This is a genomic window from Novosphingobium sp. BL-S-34 (genome assembly GCF_056857015.1).
The window spans coordinates 1666139-1680633 of sequence record NZ_CM166472.1; the positions used below are offsets into that span (position 1 = coordinate 1666139).

Below are 14495 nucleotides of genomic sequence, written 5' to 3' on the forward strand. Positions count from 1 at the left end.
CCGGCCCTTCAAGTTCCGAAAAACGGCCGCTCAGTGCCGGGGCGGGTCGATCAGTTCGCCCTGGTTGCCCTCGTCCGCCTCGCCGATTTCCTGGTGCTGCCGGATCGTCTGCAAGGCGCGGCCCCGGGCGGGATCGAAAACATCGAAAGCACCTTCGAACCCCATACCGATCGCACGGTCCTGGCGCTTGCGCCGCGCGCGCCGCATCATCCGGCCGATCAGCGCCGGCATGGCGATCAGCAGAACCAGCGCCGTGCCCAGGACCACGACCGCTTCCATGGTGCCCCCTTGTCCTGTCCCCTCGGCGCGGATCAGCTGTCCGCGCTGCGGCTATCGAAGAAGTTGCGGCTCGCCTCGATCGCCGGACGGTTGGCGAAGGCCCAGGCTCCCAGTTCCTTCACCGGCAGCGAAAGCGAGCGGCCGAGGTCGCTGAGCGCATATTCGACGCGCACGGGTACGCTGGGATGAACGGTGCGCAGCACCAGCCCGTCGCGCTCCAGCGCCCGCAATGTGCGCGAGAGCATCTGCTGCGAGATGCCGTCGATCGCGCGCTTCAATTCGTTGAAATGACGATCGCCTTCCAGCAGCGTCATGACCACCAGCATCGACCACTTGTCCCCCACCCGGCTGAGGATATCCCCGATCACCCGGCAGGCGCCGGCGGAATGCACCATGTCCGGCGCGGCGGCAGAGACCGGCGCTGCGGGAACCGGCTTCTCAAGGGTAGTCATCTTCATGGTACCTGGTCCTGAAAAAATGCGCTCTTGGCGTTCTTCGCAGTGCAACATAGCTAGAGCCAGTCATTATTCCAGACCAACGCCATTTTCCAGACTGCCCTTCCAGAAAGGCCAAACGTCATGAAGCTTCTCCACCTCGATTCCAGCATCCTCGGCGAAAATTCCGTCAGCCGCGCCGTTTCGGCCGCGATCACCGCCTCGCTGACCAAGGCCGATCCCTCGCTGGAGGTTTCCTACCGCGATCTCGCCGCCGAGGCCCTGCCGCACCTCACCCTCGACGTGCTCGGCAATCCTGAAGGCACGCCCGAGCTGGCCGAATTCCTGGCTGCCGACGTGGTCGTGATCGGTGCGGGCATGTACAACTTCACCATTCCCAGCCAGCTCAAGGCCTGGTTCGACCGCGTGCTCGTGGCCGGCAAGACCTTCCAGTATACTGCCGAAGGTCCGCAGGGCCTGGCCGGCGGCAAGAAGGTCTACATCGCCCTTTCGCGCGGCGGCTACTACGGCGAAGGCCAGCCCGGCGCCGCGGTCGAGCATGCCGAGAGCTATCTGCGCGCGGTCCTGGGCTTCATCGGCATCACCGATCCCATCTTCGTGCTCGCCGAAGGCATCGCCATCGGCCCCGACGTTCGCGAAAAGGCGCTTGCCGACGCCCTTGCCGAAGCAGGCACCCTGGCTGTCCCGGCCTGACATCCAAGGCATCTTCCGGCCGCGCAGTCGGGCACAAACGGGCGCCCGCCCGTTTTTGAGCGGCACCGGCCCGGGTTTGACCCGGGCCGGTGCCGCAAGCCATTCGGAAGTGATGAGCCTACTAAGCAAAGACTCGCTGGAAATTCCCGTGAAGGCTTGGTAATCGGCCGATCCATGAGCACGCAGCCCGAAACCGTCTACACCGATTCCCACCGCGTTTCCTGCGACGGGGCCACCGACATCCGCGCCGCCGGCAACTATGTGCCCGCCGCCCTCGGCCACCCGCGCGTGTGGCTGGAGATCGACGAGAAGGGCTATGTCGACTGCGGCTATTGCGACCGCCATTTCGTCCTGAAGAACGGCCCCGCCGACCAGCGCGCAGCCTGATCCGCATTCCGGGCGCGACCGGGCCCATGGCGGCCCGGCGCCCGATCCTGCCTTCCTCTTCCAGCTACCTGCGTCCTCCCAGCCGGGGAACGCGGGAAAATCCAAGTCTTGCACGCTTGTCATAAACCGGGCAGCATCCCGGTCCGGGAACAGCATGGAGGAAAGCCATGGACGACCTGGACCGCATGAAGGCGAATTCCGGCCCGGATACCGAACGGGGTCCCGGCACGACTCCCGGCTTCGAATTCAATCACCCCACGATCATCAGCCTGCTCTACCTGGCGTCCTGCATCACCGGCGTCACGGCGATCGTGGGCGTCGTCCTTGCCTACGTCTGGCGCGGAGAAGCCGGGGGCGGTTGGGAACGATCGCATTACCAGTACCAGATCAACACATTCTGGATCGGCCTCGTCGGCTCGGTCCTGGGCGTGCTGCTCCTGGTCGTGGTGATCGGCGCCCTGGTGCTCATGGCCGTGGCCGTGCTGGTGATCGTACGCAGCGTGATGAGCCTGCTCAATGCACAGAAGCACGAACCCATGCCCGATCCATCGACTTTGTGGATCTGAACGCCGCCGGCGTCGGTAACCGAATGATAAGAATGATACGCCATATATCGTTTAGAGGGATGCCGGGGGGCGACTGCCTGTGAACATGCTCAGAATACGTGCGCATCAGCGCTATGCCCTTCGCCGCGAAGCGAGCATCCTGCGTGGGTCACGCCGGATCGGCACCGGGCTTCTTGTGGAAGTGTCGCAGGAAGGCTGCCGGATCGGCTGCGTCATGCCTGCCGACCTGCTGCCGGACCCCATCGAGAACGGCGAAGTGCTGCTCATCGCCCCGGATGGCGCGGAGCCGTTCGAGGCGCGGGTGCGCTGGAGCGGCAACGGCACGCTGGGCTTCCGTCTCCTGCGCGCTTTCCACCATCATGAGCTGGACAGGCTGATTCGCACTTGCCGGGGCGAATTCGACGCCCCAGATGCGCGCGAATACGGAACCTGAGGACGCTTCTTCCCCCATGCCAAGACCTTACCGCCGGCCCTCGCACCGGCGCTGGCACCCGGCTTCGATCTGGCTGCTGCTGCCCCTCGTTCTGGTGGCCGGGCTCTATCTCTGGCACGACCAGCGCAGCGGCGCGCCCACGCTGGGTGGCAGCCTGTTTCCCGCCGCGCCCGATACCGAGACCGCGCGCTTCGCCCATTGCTCGGGTCCGGTGCGCAAGACCTGCGTCGTCGATGGCGACACCTTCTGGTACCAGGGCACCAAGATCCGCATCGCCGACATCAACACCCCCGAAACCAGCACGCCCGAGTGCCGCGACGAGGCGCAACTCGGTGCGGAGGCGACGCGCCGCCTGATCGCCCTGCTGAACGCCGGTCCCTTCACGCTTCAGCCCGGCGGCGATGGCCGCGACAAGGACCGCTACGGCCGCGCCCTGCGCATCGTCACCCGCAAAGGCCGCAGCCTGGGCGCGACGCTGGTGGAAGAAGGCCTGGCGGAGCAGTGGCAGGGGCATCGCCGCAGCTGGTGCTGATCGGCACACCGCCAGGAAACGGACCGGCATGGAAAAGGGCCCGGAAGCGCTGCTCCCGGGCCCTTTCCTGTTTCTCGTGAACCGGCTTATTCGGCCGCTTCGGTCGCACCGAACATGTCGGGTTCGGTACCGTCGGCCACGAGCACTTCGTCGTTGGCCTTCACCTTGCGGCGCGAATCGAAGTTCGACCACACGTCGTTCCAGTTGCCGCGCGTCGCGCCCTTCGAATATTCCGTCGAGCGGGTTTCGAAGAAGTTCGCGTGCTCCACGCCGTTCAGCAGCGGCTGAAGCCAGGGCAGCGGGTGATCCTCGATCAGGTAGATCGGGTTCAGGCCCAGCTGGCTGAGGCGCCAGTCGGCGATGTAGCGGATGTACTTCTTGATGTCCTTGGCGGTCATGCCGGGGACCGGACCCATCTCGAAGGCCAGGTCGATGAAGGCGTCTTCCAGGCGAACCGTGGTCTGGCACTGGTCGGCGATGTCGTCCTTCACGGCCTTGGTCAGGCAGTTACGCTCCTGCACGAAGGCGTGGAACAGGCGGGTGATGCCCTCGCAGTGCAGCGATTCGTCGCGCACGGACCACGAAACGATCTGGCCCATGCCCTTCATCTTGTTGAAGCGCGGGAAGTTCATCAGCATCGCGAAGCTGGCGAAGAGCTGCACGCCCTCGGTGAAGCCGCCGAACATGGCCAGCGTGCGCGCGATGTCCTCGTCATTGTCGACGCCGAACTTCTGCAGGTAATCGTGCTTCGCCTTCAGCTCCTCGTATTCGAGGAACATGCCGTATTCGCTTTCGGGCATGCCGATGGTGTCGAGCAGGTGCGAGTAGGCGGCGATGTGCACCGTCTCCATGTTGGAGAAGGCGGTGAGCATCATCTTGATCTCGGTCGGCTTGAAGACGCGCGCGTACTTCTCGTGGTAGCAGTCCTGCACTTCCACGTCGGCCTGGGTGAAGAAGCGGAAGATCTGGGTGAGCAGGTTGCGCTCATGCTCCGAGATGTTCTGCGCCCAGTCGCGGCAATCCTCGCCCAGCGGCACTTCCTCGGGCAGCCAGTGGATCTGCTGCTGCGTCTTCCAGAAGTCGTAAGCCCAGGGGTATTCGAAGGGCTTGTAGGTCTTGCGGGCTTCGAGAAGGGACATGGGCGGACAACTCCGGGGGTTCGATTCGCATGGGGCGCCGGGCGATTCGAAAGGCCGATATGCGGCCTTTCGCGCCTTTCCCGGCGCATGATCTTGGAGGCCCGGAGCAAGCTCCGGGGCCGATGCCCGCCACGATACCCAAATTTGATCGTTTTTGGAGCGGGTTGGCAAAAGTTTGCACAGCAAAAAGGCACATCTTGCGCCTTGACCAATATGGGGACGCAAGGGCTTGTGGGCCAGCGGTAAGTGGCGAATCGTGGAACCGGGCCGGTTTGCAGCGCTTTCTCCCTTATCGACAAGCCCGTCCCCCCCTTCACGGAGGAATAAGCCATGCCCCCTTCACCATCGGACTTCGACCCCGTCCAGACCTCCTGGCCCACCGAATCGGGCGTCGTCAAAAAGGGTATGACGGTGATCGCGGCGGACGGCAGCGCGATCGGCACGGTCGATCATGTCGACGGGCAGGAAGTGGTGCTGGAAGGCGAAGGCTCGTCCTTTATCGCGGTGTCGGAGATCGACGGCGTCGACGGCGACAGGATCCTCCTCTCCCCGCGCGGCGATGCCACCTTCGGGTTAGGGGCGGAGCCCTGAGCGCGCCGGGCGCGGAAACCCTGAACCGCCCTGCCACAGCCTCGCACGAGCCGTTTTGCCTGCGGGACCAAATGCCGGAACGAAGCGCCGAAGCGGGCCGTTAGAAAGGCAGATACTCTCACCCGCACAGGAGAACCCCTCATGTTCGAGAAGCTTCGCATCCGTGAGCACATGGAAGTCACCGATTATACCGGCAAGCATGTCGGGACCATCGACGAGGTCAAGGACGACCAGCTCAAGCTCACCCGGTCCGACAGTTCCGATGGCGCCCATCATTTCATCGCTTTCGACAATGTGGACCGCATCGAGGACAACCGCGTCTACCTGAAGGAAGGCACGCCGATCCCCATGGGCGCCGGCACCAACTGACGCCTTCGTCCCTCGATGACGGATAAGGGAAGCCCGCTCGCTTCCCGACGGAACCCCGGCCTCCCGCCCCCGGACGGCCGGGGTTCCTGCGTCTGCCGCCGCTCTTCGCTCGGGCGATGGGCGCGCAAGTTATGATACACAAAGGCTAGCAACTCTTCCCAAGCCTGCGCGCGGCTGATAGCCCGTGCAACAAGAACAGAAGACGGGCCAGAATAACAGGTAACGGGGGAAGAGCCGTGATTGCACGCCCAAGCACTGCCGCGCTGCGGCTCCTGATCGCGGCCCTGCTGCCGCTCGCCCTGACCAGCTGCGACAAGCCGGCCCAGCCGATCGAACAGGCCATGGTCACGGACCCGGACGAATGGCCGAGCTGGGGCCGCACCGGCAGCGAAGCCCATTATTCCCCGCTCGATGCGATCGACACCGACACGGTAGGCCGGCTCAAGCTCGCCTGGCACTTCGACCTCGAACCCGGCTATACCGCCAGCACGCCGCTCATGGCGGAGGGCAAGGTTTTCCTTACGTCCGGCCACTCCCACATCCGCGCGCTGGATGCCGTGACCGGCAAGCAGCTCTGGGAATACGACGGCGGCACGCGCGAGCGCGCGACTTCGGCGCTCCAGATGTCCTGGGGCAACAAGGGCATCGCCTATGAGGCCGGCGAAAACGGGACGGGCCACGTCTTCCTCGTCACCACCGACGGCTACGTGATCTCCCTTGATGCAAGGACCGGCAAGGAAGTCTGGAAGACTTACGACTTCCCGGACGATTCCCCGCGCAATTCCAACGGCGCCCCGCGCGTGTTCGGCGGCAAGGTGATCGTCGGCTTCGGCGGTGCGGACATCAGCCCGGCGCGCGGCTTCGTCTCCGCCTACGATGCGCGAACCGGCAAGCTCGCCTGGCGGTTCTACACCACACCGGGAGACCCGGTGACGCCCGGGAACGAAAAAGCCGAAGCGGTCATGCGCAAGACCTGGCCCGGCGGCTGGACAAACCCCGACGGCACGCGCCGCGGCGGCGGTGGCACGGCCTGGAACGCCTTCAGCTACGATGCCGAACTCGGCCTCGTCTACCTCGGCATCGGCAACGGCTTTCCCTATAATCAGGCGAAGCGCAGCCCCGGCGGCGGGGACAACCTGTTCCTCGCCTCGATCGTGGCGGTGGACGTGAAGACCGGCGCTTACAAGTGGCACTACCAGGTCTGCCCTGCAGAGCAGTGGGACTGCACCGCCACCACCGACATGACGCTGGCCACGCTGAAGATCGACGGCAAGGACCGCAAGGTGCTGATGCAGGCGCCGAAGAACGGGTTCTTCTACGTGATCGACCGCGCGACCGGCCAGTTCATCTCGGCGCAGAAGATCGCCAAGGTCACCTGGGCCGACCATATCGACGGCAAGACCGGACGCCCGGTGGAAAATCCCGGAATCCGCTATGCGGGCAAGCCCGGCCTGTTCGAACTCTGGCCCGGGCCTACCGGGGCGCACTCCTGGATGCCGCAGGCCTACAGTCCGCTCACTGGGCTGGTCTATCTCCCGGTCATCGAACAGGGCGCGCTCATCGGCGACGGCCAGAAGGGCGGCGGCGAAATCACGGCAGGCATGGGCGTGACGCTGATCCCCGAAGTGGAACTGCCGGGCAGCCACAAGAGCTTCCTGCGCGCCTGGAACCCCGTCACGCAGTCGCTCGCCTGGGAAGTGGAGCTGCCGGGCAACTGGCCGGGCGGCGTCATGGCCAGTGCCGGCGGCCTGGTGTTCCAGGGCCAGATCGACGGCAGGTTCGTGGCGCGGGACGCCAGGACCGGCAAGCAGCTCTGGTCGTTCAAGACCGAAAGCCCGATCGTGGGCGCACCGATCACCTATCGCATGAACGGGCGGCAATACGTCACCGTCATCACCGGCAGCGGGGGCAACGGCGCGGGGATCAATTCGCCCGGCAACGCCGCCTTCCGTACCGACTATCGCCTGCCGCGCCGGGTCCTCACTTTCGCGCTGGACGGCCAGGACACGATCCCGCCCTTCGTCATGCCGGACCTCGTCCCGCCCACCGATCCGGACTTCAAGCCGGACCTCGCCCGCGCCCAGGCCGGCGCCATGCTGTTCGGCACGCGCGCCTGCCTGGTCTGCCACGGCTGGAACGCCGTGGGCGGCGGCGCCGCGCCGGACCTGCGCTATTCCCCGATCATCACCGATGCGGCCACGTTCCGGCAGGTGGTGAAGGAAGGTGCCCTCAAGATGAACGGCATGCCGCCGTTCCCCGCCTTCACGGACGAGGAACTGGAAACCATGCGCTTCTACTTGCGCGCCAGGGCCCAGGCCGCCCCGGCCGAGCAGAAGGCGCTGCTGGACAAGGCCAGGACCGCGCAAGCCAGCCATGCAAAGCCGCAGGACTTCGCGGGCACCTGGAACATCGTGATCCAGACCCCGGTCGGCGCGCAGAAGGCGGTCATGGTCCTGAAGGTGGCGGGCAATGTGGTGACAGGCAAAGTCAGCGCCGACCAGGGCACAGTGGAAGTCGCGGGGGGCGTGAAGGACGGCCGCGCGAAATTCCAGGGCAAGGCCTCGATGCCCATGCCGATCACGGTGAGCTACGACGTCACGGTGCGCGACGGCAAGCTCAGCGGCGAAAACGCCAACGGCCCCTTCGGCAGCTTCCCCCTCACCGGCACGCGCCCCCAGGCGCGGTAGCCGGGGCCATCGAAGGGCGGAGGGCCTGGCTCTTGCGGGCGGAACGACAGGCCCCGGAGCGGCGCGCGCTGCTCTCGTAAGCCTTCTTCCGGGGCCGGCACCCTTGGTACGCACGGGAATCGGTACGGACGTTTCCGATCAACAGCCGCCCCCGAACCGCAAGACGTTCCGGGCGGGCTGGAACACGCGATCGACAAGCGCTTCTCGTTTTATGGCTTTGCAGGCTATACCCATATCGATTCCAACGTGCCGACCCGCGACTACAAGCGCTTCGTCGGCCGTCTAGGCATTCGCTGGAACATCGGCCTTACAACTGACCGCAACAGCACCGGGAGCCAGGCAATGAACAGGTTTACCGCCGTTACCGCCCCAACCGCCGCCCTGGCCCTTGCCCTGGCGACCGGGCTGGCCACGCTCGCCGGCTGCGCGGCGGACGGCGCCCCGCCGCCGTCTGCAGGCCCGGCACCCACGCCTTCCGCCAGCCCCGCAGTTCTGGCAGGCACCTCCTGGAAGCTCGTGCAGTTCCAGTCCTCGGATGACGCCCAGGGCACCAGTACGCCGGGCGAGGGTCGGACCTATACCCTGGAGTTCGCCGCCGATGGCGCGCTGGGGATGCAGCTGGACTGCAATCGCGGGCGCGCCACTTACACGGCGGCGCCCAGCGGCGAAGGCGGCACCCTGTCGATCGGTCCGGTCGCCTCCACGCGCGCACTCTGCCCACAGCCGGACATCGGCCAGACCCTTGCCGCCCGCCTGCCCGACGTGGCCAGCTATACTTTGCGCGGCGGCCACTTGTTCCTTGCCCTCAAGATGGATGGCGGCATCTTCGAACTCGCGCCGCTCTGAGCCGCCCGGCGTGACATCCCGCACTTTCGGTACCGACCGCAGACAGGGCCGAGCCTGGTTGGCGCGCATCTGCATGGCGCTGGCCGCAGCCTGCTGTCTCGTCGGTGCCGCGCCGCCGCAGCACCCTTCCGTCCCGGAAGTGCTGGCCTCGGCCGTCCCCGCCGTGCGCCAGAAGGACGCGCCCCCTCCGCCGCCCAAAGCCGACGACGCCTCCGACCCCGCCCTCACCGCCGGCTTCGAGGCCGATGCCGCCAGCGCCAAGGCCATTCTGCGCAAGCCCCCCAGCCGCTTCGACTACGACGAAGTGCACAAGCTCAACCTGCTGCGCGACCGTCTGGCCGCCGACCGAGACCTGGCGCGCGAACTGGCCGATCGCAGCAACCTGGACGCGCGGATCATCCAGGCCCAGATCAATGCCCTCGGCCCGCTGCCCGAAACCGGCAAGACCGAGGCCTCGGCCATTACCCAGCAGCGCAAGGCACTGGACGCAAAGCTCTCCGTAGCGCTCGCTCCGGTGCTGCGCGCCCGAGAGGCGCAGGCGCGCGCGGCAACGTTGGTGACCGATCTCGACAACCGGATCTCTACCATCGAACGCCTGCGCAAGGGGGAGCGGGCCCGCTCGGTGCTGGACCCGCGGCTGTGGGTGGATTTTGCCTGGGACGTGTCGCGCGGCATGAGCCTGGTGGCTCACAACGTGGCCGCGGCCTACGCCAGGGAAGGCTTCGGCGGCCTGGTCGGCCGCCTGCTGGGCGCCGCGGCGCTGGTGCTGCTTGGGCCGTTCGCCTCCACCTGGGCCTTGCGCGCGGGCAGCCGCGCGCTGGAAAAGCGCATTCCCACCAGCCAGCAGCTTTCAAGCCGCCTGCCTCTCGTCGTGCTGGAGGACGTGACCGGCGCGATCGTGCTGTTCTTCGGCATCGGCTGCACCATCGGTGCATTCGTCCTCGTCCTGAAGCCGTTCATGGCCATGCCCGCGCTGGTCACGCTGAGCGTGCTGCTGGTGCTGGCGGCGCTGATGGTCGCCATCGCCCACTGGCTGGGCCGCAGCACGCTGCGATCCCCCTTCACGGAACTGCGACTGGTGCAATTGCGGCCGGAACTGGTGGACAAGGGCGTCTCGACCGTCCGCTGGATCGGCATCGTCATGGCGCTGGAGGCCGTGGTGGAGGGGCTGGAACAGGGCGGCTTCGCCTCCGGCACCGTGATCGACCTGATCTCCGCCCTGCTGCTGATCGGCGGAGGCTGGTTGATCTGGACCCTGGCCAACCTGCTGCGCGACGGCCGCCAGGAAGAGGCGCACGAAAAGCACACCGTTGGCGATGCCCTCGATTTCGCCGCCCCTTTCAGCCGTGTCCTGAAGCTCTTGGTGATCGGCAGCGTGAGCGCCGCCGCGATCGGCTACATCGTGCTCGCGCGCGAGATCTTTTCCGACGTCGTTGCCTCCATCGCCATCATCGCCATCGCCATCTTCCTCCACCGCCTGATCTCCGCCGTGCTGGACATGCTCGCCCAGGGCCGGCTCAAGCGTTATCACCGCACCCTGCACATCATCCCGATGGTGACGGGCCTGCTGCTCACGCTCGGCACGCTGCCGCTGCTGGCCGTGACCTGGGGCTACAACAGCCGCGAGATCGGCGACGGCATCGTGGCGCTACGCAGCGGCGTGACCATCGGCCGCGTCAACCTTTCTGCCGGAGACGTGCTGACCTTCTTCTTCGTTTTCCTGGGCGGTTACGCGATCACCCGCTGGCTCAAGCGCGTGCTGGACCTGACGGTGCTGCCGCAGTTTGGGCTGGACCGCGGCTCGCAGGCCTCGATCGTGACGATGATCGGCTATGTCGGCGTCGTCCTCGCCACCGTGCTCGCCATCGCCAGTACCGGGCTGGACCTGTCGAGCCTGACGTTCGTGGCCGGGGCGCTTTCGGTGGGGCTGGGCTTCGGCCTCCAGTCCACCGTCGAGAACTTCACGAGCGGGATCATCCTGCTGGTCGAACGGCCGATCCGCGAGGGTGACTGGATCGAGGTCGGGAATTTCTCGGGCATCGTGCGCAAGGTCTCGGTGCGGTCCACCCATCTGGAGAGCTTCGACCGCCACCAGATCATCATACCCAATTCCCAGCTCATCACCGGCAGCGTCAAGAACCTGAGCCTGGGCGCGGCTCTGGCCCGCGTGGTGGTGCCGGTGAACGTGGCCTACGGCTCGGACCTGGAGAACGTGCGCATCGTCCTGCTCGACATCGCCGCCACCCATGCGGGCGTGCTGCAATCGCCCGCACCCACGGTGACGCTGGACGGCTTTGCGGAAAGCGCCGTCAACTTGCGCTTGCTCGTCTTCGTGCCCGATGCGACGGATGGTTCCGCGATCGCCTCGCAGCTCCGCTTCACGATTGCCCAGCGGTTCGGCAAGGAAGGCATCCAGATGCCCTTCCCCCAGCGCGAAATCCACATCCGCAAGGATCGGGACGCCTAGCCCGCCGCGACGGGCGCCAGCTGCGCAGCGCCGGGAAAGTACCGCGCAGCGACGGGAAAACGCCCCGCGGCCCGCTCAATCTCCGGCGATGGTCATCCCGTCGACGCGCAAGGTCGGCACGTTGATGGCGCGGTGCCATTCCAGGTCGTTGGCGGCGCTGAGGCCCGCGAACATCGCCAGCAGGTTGCCCGCCACCGTGAACTCCGCGATCGGTCCTGCAATCTGACCGCCGACGATGCGAAAGCCGGAAGCGCCCCGGCTGTAATCGCCGGTCACGCCGTTGACGCCGTGGCCGATCAGTTCGGTGATGTAGACCCCGTCCTCGATGTCCGCCATCAGCGCTTCCGGCGTCGCCGTGCCGGGCTGGAGATGCAGGTTGCCCACCGAGACGCCCGGCGCCCCGCCGCCTCCGCGCGCGGCATGGCCGGTCGGCGCAAGGCCGAGCTGGCGGGCCGAGGCGCTGTCCAGCAGCCAGCCGGTGAGGCGGCCGTCTTCCACCAGGTTGCGCGTCCGCGTGGCCAGTCCCTCGCCGTCGAACGGGCGCGAACGCAGGCCGCGCCGCGTGTGGGGTTCCTCCACCAGGACGATGCCCGGCGCGAAGATCTGCTCTTCCAGGCGGTCGAGCAGGAAGCTGGAGCGGCGCGCGATGGCGCTGCCGGAAATGGCGCCCGTGAGATGACCGATCAGCGAGCCGCCCACCCGCGGGTCGAAGACGACCGGCATCGGCCCGCTGGCCATGCGCCCCGGATTGAGGCGGGCCACGGCGCGTTCGCCGGCCAGCGCGCCGATCTCGGCGGGCGGCGGCAGATCCTCGCGGTGATGTGCCGAGCGCCAGGCATAGTCACGCTGCTTGGCCGAACCTTCTCCCGCCACGATCGACACGCTGACCGAGTGGCTGGTCGAGCCATAGGCGCCGGCAAAGCCATGGCTGGTGGCGAGCGCGAAGACACCGCTGCCGGCGCTGGCGGTGGCGCCATCGGAGTTGGAAACGCCGGCAATCGCGCGGGCGGCTTCCTCCGCCTCCAGCGCGGCGGCGCGCAGCGCCTGCGGGCTGGGCTCGGCCGGGTCCAGCAGGTCGAGTTCGGGCCAGGGCGCGCGGGTCAGCAGGTCTTCAGGCGCCAGCCCCGCGAAAGCGTCTTCGGGCGCTGCCTTGGCCATGGACAGGGCGCGGGCGGCGAGTTCGTCGAGCGCCTGGGGGGAAAGATCGGAGGATCCGATGCTGGCCGAACGCCTGCCGACGAAGACGCGCAGGGAAATATGCTCGCTTTCGGACCTTTCGACATCTTCCAGATTGCCCAGGCGCACCTGGATCCCCTCAGACGAACTGGCGCCGAACACGGCGTCGGCGGCATCGGCGCCGGCCTTGCGTGCACGGTCGGCGAGGTCCTGGGCGCGGTCGAGCGCTTCCTGGGGGCTGAGCATCTCTTCGGGTCTCCATGCCCTGCGAGACCGGCGCGATACCGGCACAGGGGGAGCGCAGCCCTAAACTCCGCGGCGGCCGAGCGCAAATCTCGCGTGAGGATCGTTCACGCCGTCAGCAGGGAAAGGCCCTTGAACAGCCCGGTGATCGCGAAAGGAAGCCCGATCGCGAGCACCCACAGGAGTATGCGGTCGCGGCGGAAATAAGGGCCCAGCGCGGGATCGTGGGCCTGCTCGTCGTCCAGCCGGTTCCAGCGCGCCTCGAACCGGCGGCAGGCCGGAATGATCGCGACCACCAGGATCACCAGCGCAAGATAGGGCAGCAGCGATTCGCCGTGGGCCTTGAGCGCGCCCACCGTCACGAAAATCTGCAATGCGGTGTAGACCAGCAGGGCATAGGCGATGTTGTCGCTCATCTTGCGGCGCCAGTCGGTTTTCGACCAGTCGTGCATGGAACCGCCTTCGGGCGTCACGGGCTTGTCGGGAAGATGGCCGCCGCGCGATGCGGCAAGCGGATCGGGCAGGGAACCGCGCGCATCCAGGGGTCGGTTCCGGGGCAGGATCCCGGTGCGAGGCGCCGTATCTTGTTTGCCGATCCTGTCCATCATGGTTGTCCCGTCTTGTCTGCGACCTTTGATCTATCCTGGAACCCACTAGATCACTTGAGCGCGTGGATTTCAAGTTTACCCTACAACCCGCAACAATCTTGCCCGGTTCCGCAAATGCGCCGAACCATGCAGGAAACCTGCCATTTGCCTCCATATCCGGGAATTGCCCGCTTGCCGAGCAACGGGGGCATGCGTAAACCGCTCTGAACATGACCGGAACCACCGAACTCCCCCCGCACCCGGCTGACTCCGGGCCGGACCGCCAAGGTGCAGGCCACCACGTGCCAACCGTCGCCGAAGCCGGCGGACTCGAAGTGATCTCGATCGCCAAGAGCTACGACAAGCGCGCGGTGCTTACCGACATCTCGCTGTCCGTCGCCAAGGGAGAGGTTCTCGGCCTGCTCGGCCCCAACGGCGCCGGCAAGACGACCTGCTTCTATTCGATCATGGGGCTGGTGCGCCCCGATTCGGGCCGCATCCTGATGGACGGCGTCGACGTGACGCGCCTGCCGATGTACCGCCGCGCCGTGCTCGGCCTCGGTTACCTGCCGCAGGAAACCTCCATCTTCCGCGGCCTGACGGTGGAACAGAACATCGGCGCCGTGCTCGAACTCAACGAGCCCGACAAGAACGTCCGCGCCAGCGAGCTGGAACGCCTGCTCGACGAATTCGGCCTCACCCGCCTGCGCTCCAGCCCGGCCATGGCGCTTTCGGGCGGCGAGCGCCGCCGCTGCGAAATCGCGCGCGCGCTGGCGGCCAAGCCCTCGATCATGCTGCTGGACGAACCGTTCGCCGGCATTGACCCGCTGTCCATCTCCGACATCCGCGACCTCGTGCGCGATCTCAAGACGCGCGGCATCGGCGTGCTCATCACGGACCACAACGTGCGCGAGACGCTCGACATCGTCGACCGTGCCTGCATCATCTACGGCGGCCAGGTCTTGTTCGCCGGCAGCCCCGAAGCCCTGGTGGCGGACGAAAACGTGCGCCGGCTTTACCTCGGCGAAGGCTTCACGCTGTGACC

At 66.7% G+C, this 14495-nt stretch carries 16 protein-coding genes; 11 read left to right on the top strand and 5 right to left on the bottom strand.

The genetic code is table 11. From position 1 onward, the window contains the following. Positions 1–30: 30 nt before the first annotated feature. Together AC1VV3_RS07905 and AC1VV3_RS07910 are read right to left on the bottom strand one after the other, a co-directional pair. On the bottom strand, positions 31–279 hold the full coding sequence (locus AC1VV3_RS07905) for a hypothetical protein (protein ID WP_482961488.1): 249 nt from the start codon (positions 277–279) through the stop codon (positions 31–33). Positions 280–311: 32 nt separating this feature from the next. After that, complete coding sequence (locus AC1VV3_RS07910) at positions 312–737, bottom strand: winged helix-turn-helix transcriptional regulator (RefSeq protein ID WP_134094642.1); 426 nt, start codon at positions 735–737, stop codon at positions 312–314. 120 nt (positions 738–857) lie between these two features. On the opposite strand from AC1VV3_RS07910, the gene AC1VV3_RS07915 reads away from it, so the two are divergent. From AC1VV3_RS07915 to AC1VV3_RS07935, 5 genes are all read left to right on the top strand, one after another. Continuing rightward, positions 858–1427 (top strand): FMN-dependent NADH-azoreductase, encoded by a 570-nt coding sequence (locus AC1VV3_RS07915; RefSeq protein WP_134094643.1) that lies wholly within the window; start codon positions 858–860, stop codon positions 1425–1427. Positions 1428–1601: 174 nt separating this feature from the next. After that, on the top strand, positions 1602–1814 hold the full coding sequence (locus tag AC1VV3_RS07920) for a zinc-finger domain-containing protein (protein ID WP_132264813.1): 213 nt from the start codon (positions 1602–1604) through the stop codon (positions 1812–1814). 167 nt (positions 1815–1981) lie between these two features. Next, positions 1982–2380, top strand: a complete 399-nt coding sequence (locus tag AC1VV3_RS07925; RefSeq protein ID WP_442044986.1) for a DUF4870 family protein — start codon at positions 1982–1984, stop codon at positions 2378–2380. Between the two features lie 85 nt (positions 2381–2465). Beyond that, entirely contained in the window at positions 2466–2813 is a 348-nt protein-coding gene (locus AC1VV3_RS07930; protein WP_132264811.1) for a hypothetical protein, read from the top strand. A gap of 16 nt (positions 2814–2829) precedes the next feature. Next, the gene (locus tag AC1VV3_RS07935) at positions 2830–3345 is read left to right on the top strand and encodes a thermonuclease family protein (RefSeq protein ID WP_482961489.1); all 516 of its coding nucleotides are present in this window, start codon (positions 2830–2832) and stop codon (positions 3343–3345) included. An 86-nt stretch (positions 3346–3431) separates the two neighbouring features. Here the strand turns inward: AC1VV3_RS07935 and AC1VV3_RS07940 are convergent, their stop codons facing one another. Continuing rightward, positions 3432–4484, bottom strand: coding sequence for a ribonucleotide-diphosphate reductase subunit beta (locus AC1VV3_RS07940; RefSeq protein ID WP_132264807.1), 1053 nt, complete (start codon positions 4482–4484; stop codon positions 3432–3434). Positions 4485–4814: 330 nt separating this feature from the next. Here AC1VV3_RS07940 and AC1VV3_RS07945 point away from each other — a divergent pair, with 330 nt between their 5' ends. The 5 genes from AC1VV3_RS07945 (at position 4815) to AC1VV3_RS07965 (ending at position 11444) form a co-directional block, all read left to right on the top strand. Beyond that, positions 4815–5075 carry a DUF2171 domain-containing protein gene (locus tag AC1VV3_RS07945; protein ID WP_132264805.1) on the top strand — a complete coding sequence of 87 codons (261 nt, stop codon included), beginning with the start codon at positions 4815–4817 and terminating at the stop codon, positions 5073–5075. Between the two features lie 141 nt (positions 5076–5216). Beyond that, the gene (locus tag AC1VV3_RS07950; protein WP_132264803.1) at positions 5217–5444 is read left to right on the top strand and encodes a DUF2171 domain-containing protein; all 228 of its coding nucleotides are present in this window, start codon (positions 5217–5219) and stop codon (positions 5442–5444) included. A gap of 236 nt (positions 5445–5680) precedes the next feature. Beyond that, the gene (locus AC1VV3_RS07955) at positions 5681–8131 is read left to right on the top strand and encodes an outer membrane protein assembly factor BamB family protein (protein ID WP_482961490.1); all 2451 of its coding nucleotides are present in this window, start codon (positions 5681–5683) and stop codon (positions 8129–8131) included. Between the two features lie 342 nt (positions 8132–8473). Continuing rightward, a complete protein-coding gene (locus tag AC1VV3_RS07960; RefSeq protein ID WP_482961491.1) occupies positions 8474–8977 on the top strand; it encodes an META domain-containing protein in 504 nt (167 codons plus the stop codon). Continuing rightward, a complete protein-coding gene (locus tag AC1VV3_RS07965; RefSeq protein WP_482961492.1) occupies positions 8946–11444 on the top strand; it encodes a mechanosensitive ion channel family protein in 2499 nt (832 codons plus the stop codon). Before AC1VV3_RS07960 ends, AC1VV3_RS07965 begins: the two co-directional genes overlap by 32 nt. Positions 11445–11519: 75 nt before the next feature. Here AC1VV3_RS07965 and AC1VV3_RS07970 read toward each other — a convergent pair whose 3' ends face one another. Both AC1VV3_RS07970 and AC1VV3_RS07975 read right to left on the bottom strand, forming a co-directional pair. Then, positions 11520–12866 (bottom strand): TldD/PmbA family protein, encoded by a 1347-nt coding sequence (locus AC1VV3_RS07970; RefSeq protein WP_132264797.1) that lies wholly within the window; start codon positions 12864–12866, stop codon positions 11520–11522. 104 nt (positions 12867–12970) lie between these two features. Then, positions 12971–13471, bottom strand: coding sequence for a hypothetical protein (locus AC1VV3_RS07975; protein ID WP_482961493.1), 501 nt, complete (start codon positions 13469–13471; stop codon positions 12971–12973). A 209-nt stretch (positions 13472–13680) separates the two neighbouring features. Here AC1VV3_RS07975 and lptB point away from each other — a divergent pair, with 209 nt between their 5' ends. Continuing rightward, on the top strand, positions 13681–14493 hold the full coding sequence (gene lptB / locus AC1VV3_RS07980) for an LPS export ABC transporter ATP-binding protein (protein ID WP_243654152.1): 813 nt from the start codon (positions 13681–13683) through the stop codon (positions 14491–14493). The last annotated feature ends 2 nt before the right edge of the window (positions 14494–14495 follow it).

Coding starts and splice junctions, on each gene's coding strand:
- AC1VV3_RS07905 (WP_482961488.1), bottom strand. CDS start 279: ATGGAAGCGGTCGTGGTCCTGGGCACGGCGCTGGTTCTGCTGATCGCC.
- AC1VV3_RS07910 (WP_134094642.1), bottom strand. CDS start 737: ATGAAGATGACTACCCTTGAGAAGCCGGTTCCCGCAGCGCCGGTCTCT.
- AC1VV3_RS07915 (WP_134094643.1), top strand. CDS start 858: ATGAAGCTTCTCCACCTCGATTCCAGCATCCTCGGCGAAAATTCCGTC.
- AC1VV3_RS07920 (WP_132264813.1), top strand. CDS start 1,602: ATGAGCACGCAGCCCGAAACCGTCTACACCGATTCCCACCGCGTTTCC.
- AC1VV3_RS07925 (WP_442044986.1), top strand. CDS start 1,982: ATGGACGACCTGGACCGCATGAAGGCGAATTCCGGCCCGGATACCGAA.
- AC1VV3_RS07930 (WP_132264811.1), top strand. CDS start 2,466: ATGCTCAGAATACGTGCGCATCAGCGCTATGCCCTTCGCCGCGAAGCG.
- AC1VV3_RS07935 (WP_482961489.1), top strand. CDS start 2,830: ATGCCAAGACCTTACCGCCGGCCCTCGCACCGGCGCTGGCACCCGGCT.
- AC1VV3_RS07940 (WP_132264807.1), bottom strand. CDS start 4,484: ATGTCCCTTCTCGAAGCCCGCAAGACCTACAAGCCCTTCGAATACCCC.
- AC1VV3_RS07945 (WP_132264805.1), top strand. CDS start 4,815: ATGCCCCCTTCACCATCGGACTTCGACCCCGTCCAGACCTCCTGGCCC.
- AC1VV3_RS07950 (WP_132264803.1), top strand. CDS start 5,217: ATGTTCGAGAAGCTTCGCATCCGTGAGCACATGGAAGTCACCGATTAT.
- AC1VV3_RS07960 (WP_482961491.1), top strand. CDS start 8,474: ATGAACAGGTTTACCGCCGTTACCGCCCCAACCGCCGCCCTGGCCCTT.
- AC1VV3_RS07965 (WP_482961492.1), top strand. CDS start 8,946: ATGGCGGCATCTTCGAACTCGCGCCGCTCTGAGCCGCCCGGCGTGACA.
- AC1VV3_RS07970 (WP_132264797.1), bottom strand. CDS start 12,866: ATGCTCAGCCCCCAGGAAGCGCTCGACCGCGCCCAGGACCTCGCCGAC.
- AC1VV3_RS07975 (WP_482961493.1), bottom strand. CDS start 13,471: ATGATGGACAGGATCGGCAAACAAGATACGGCGCCTCGCACCGGGATC.
- lptB (WP_243654152.1), top strand. CDS start 13,681: ATGACCGGAACCACCGAACTCCCCCCGCACCCGGCTGACTCCGGGCCG.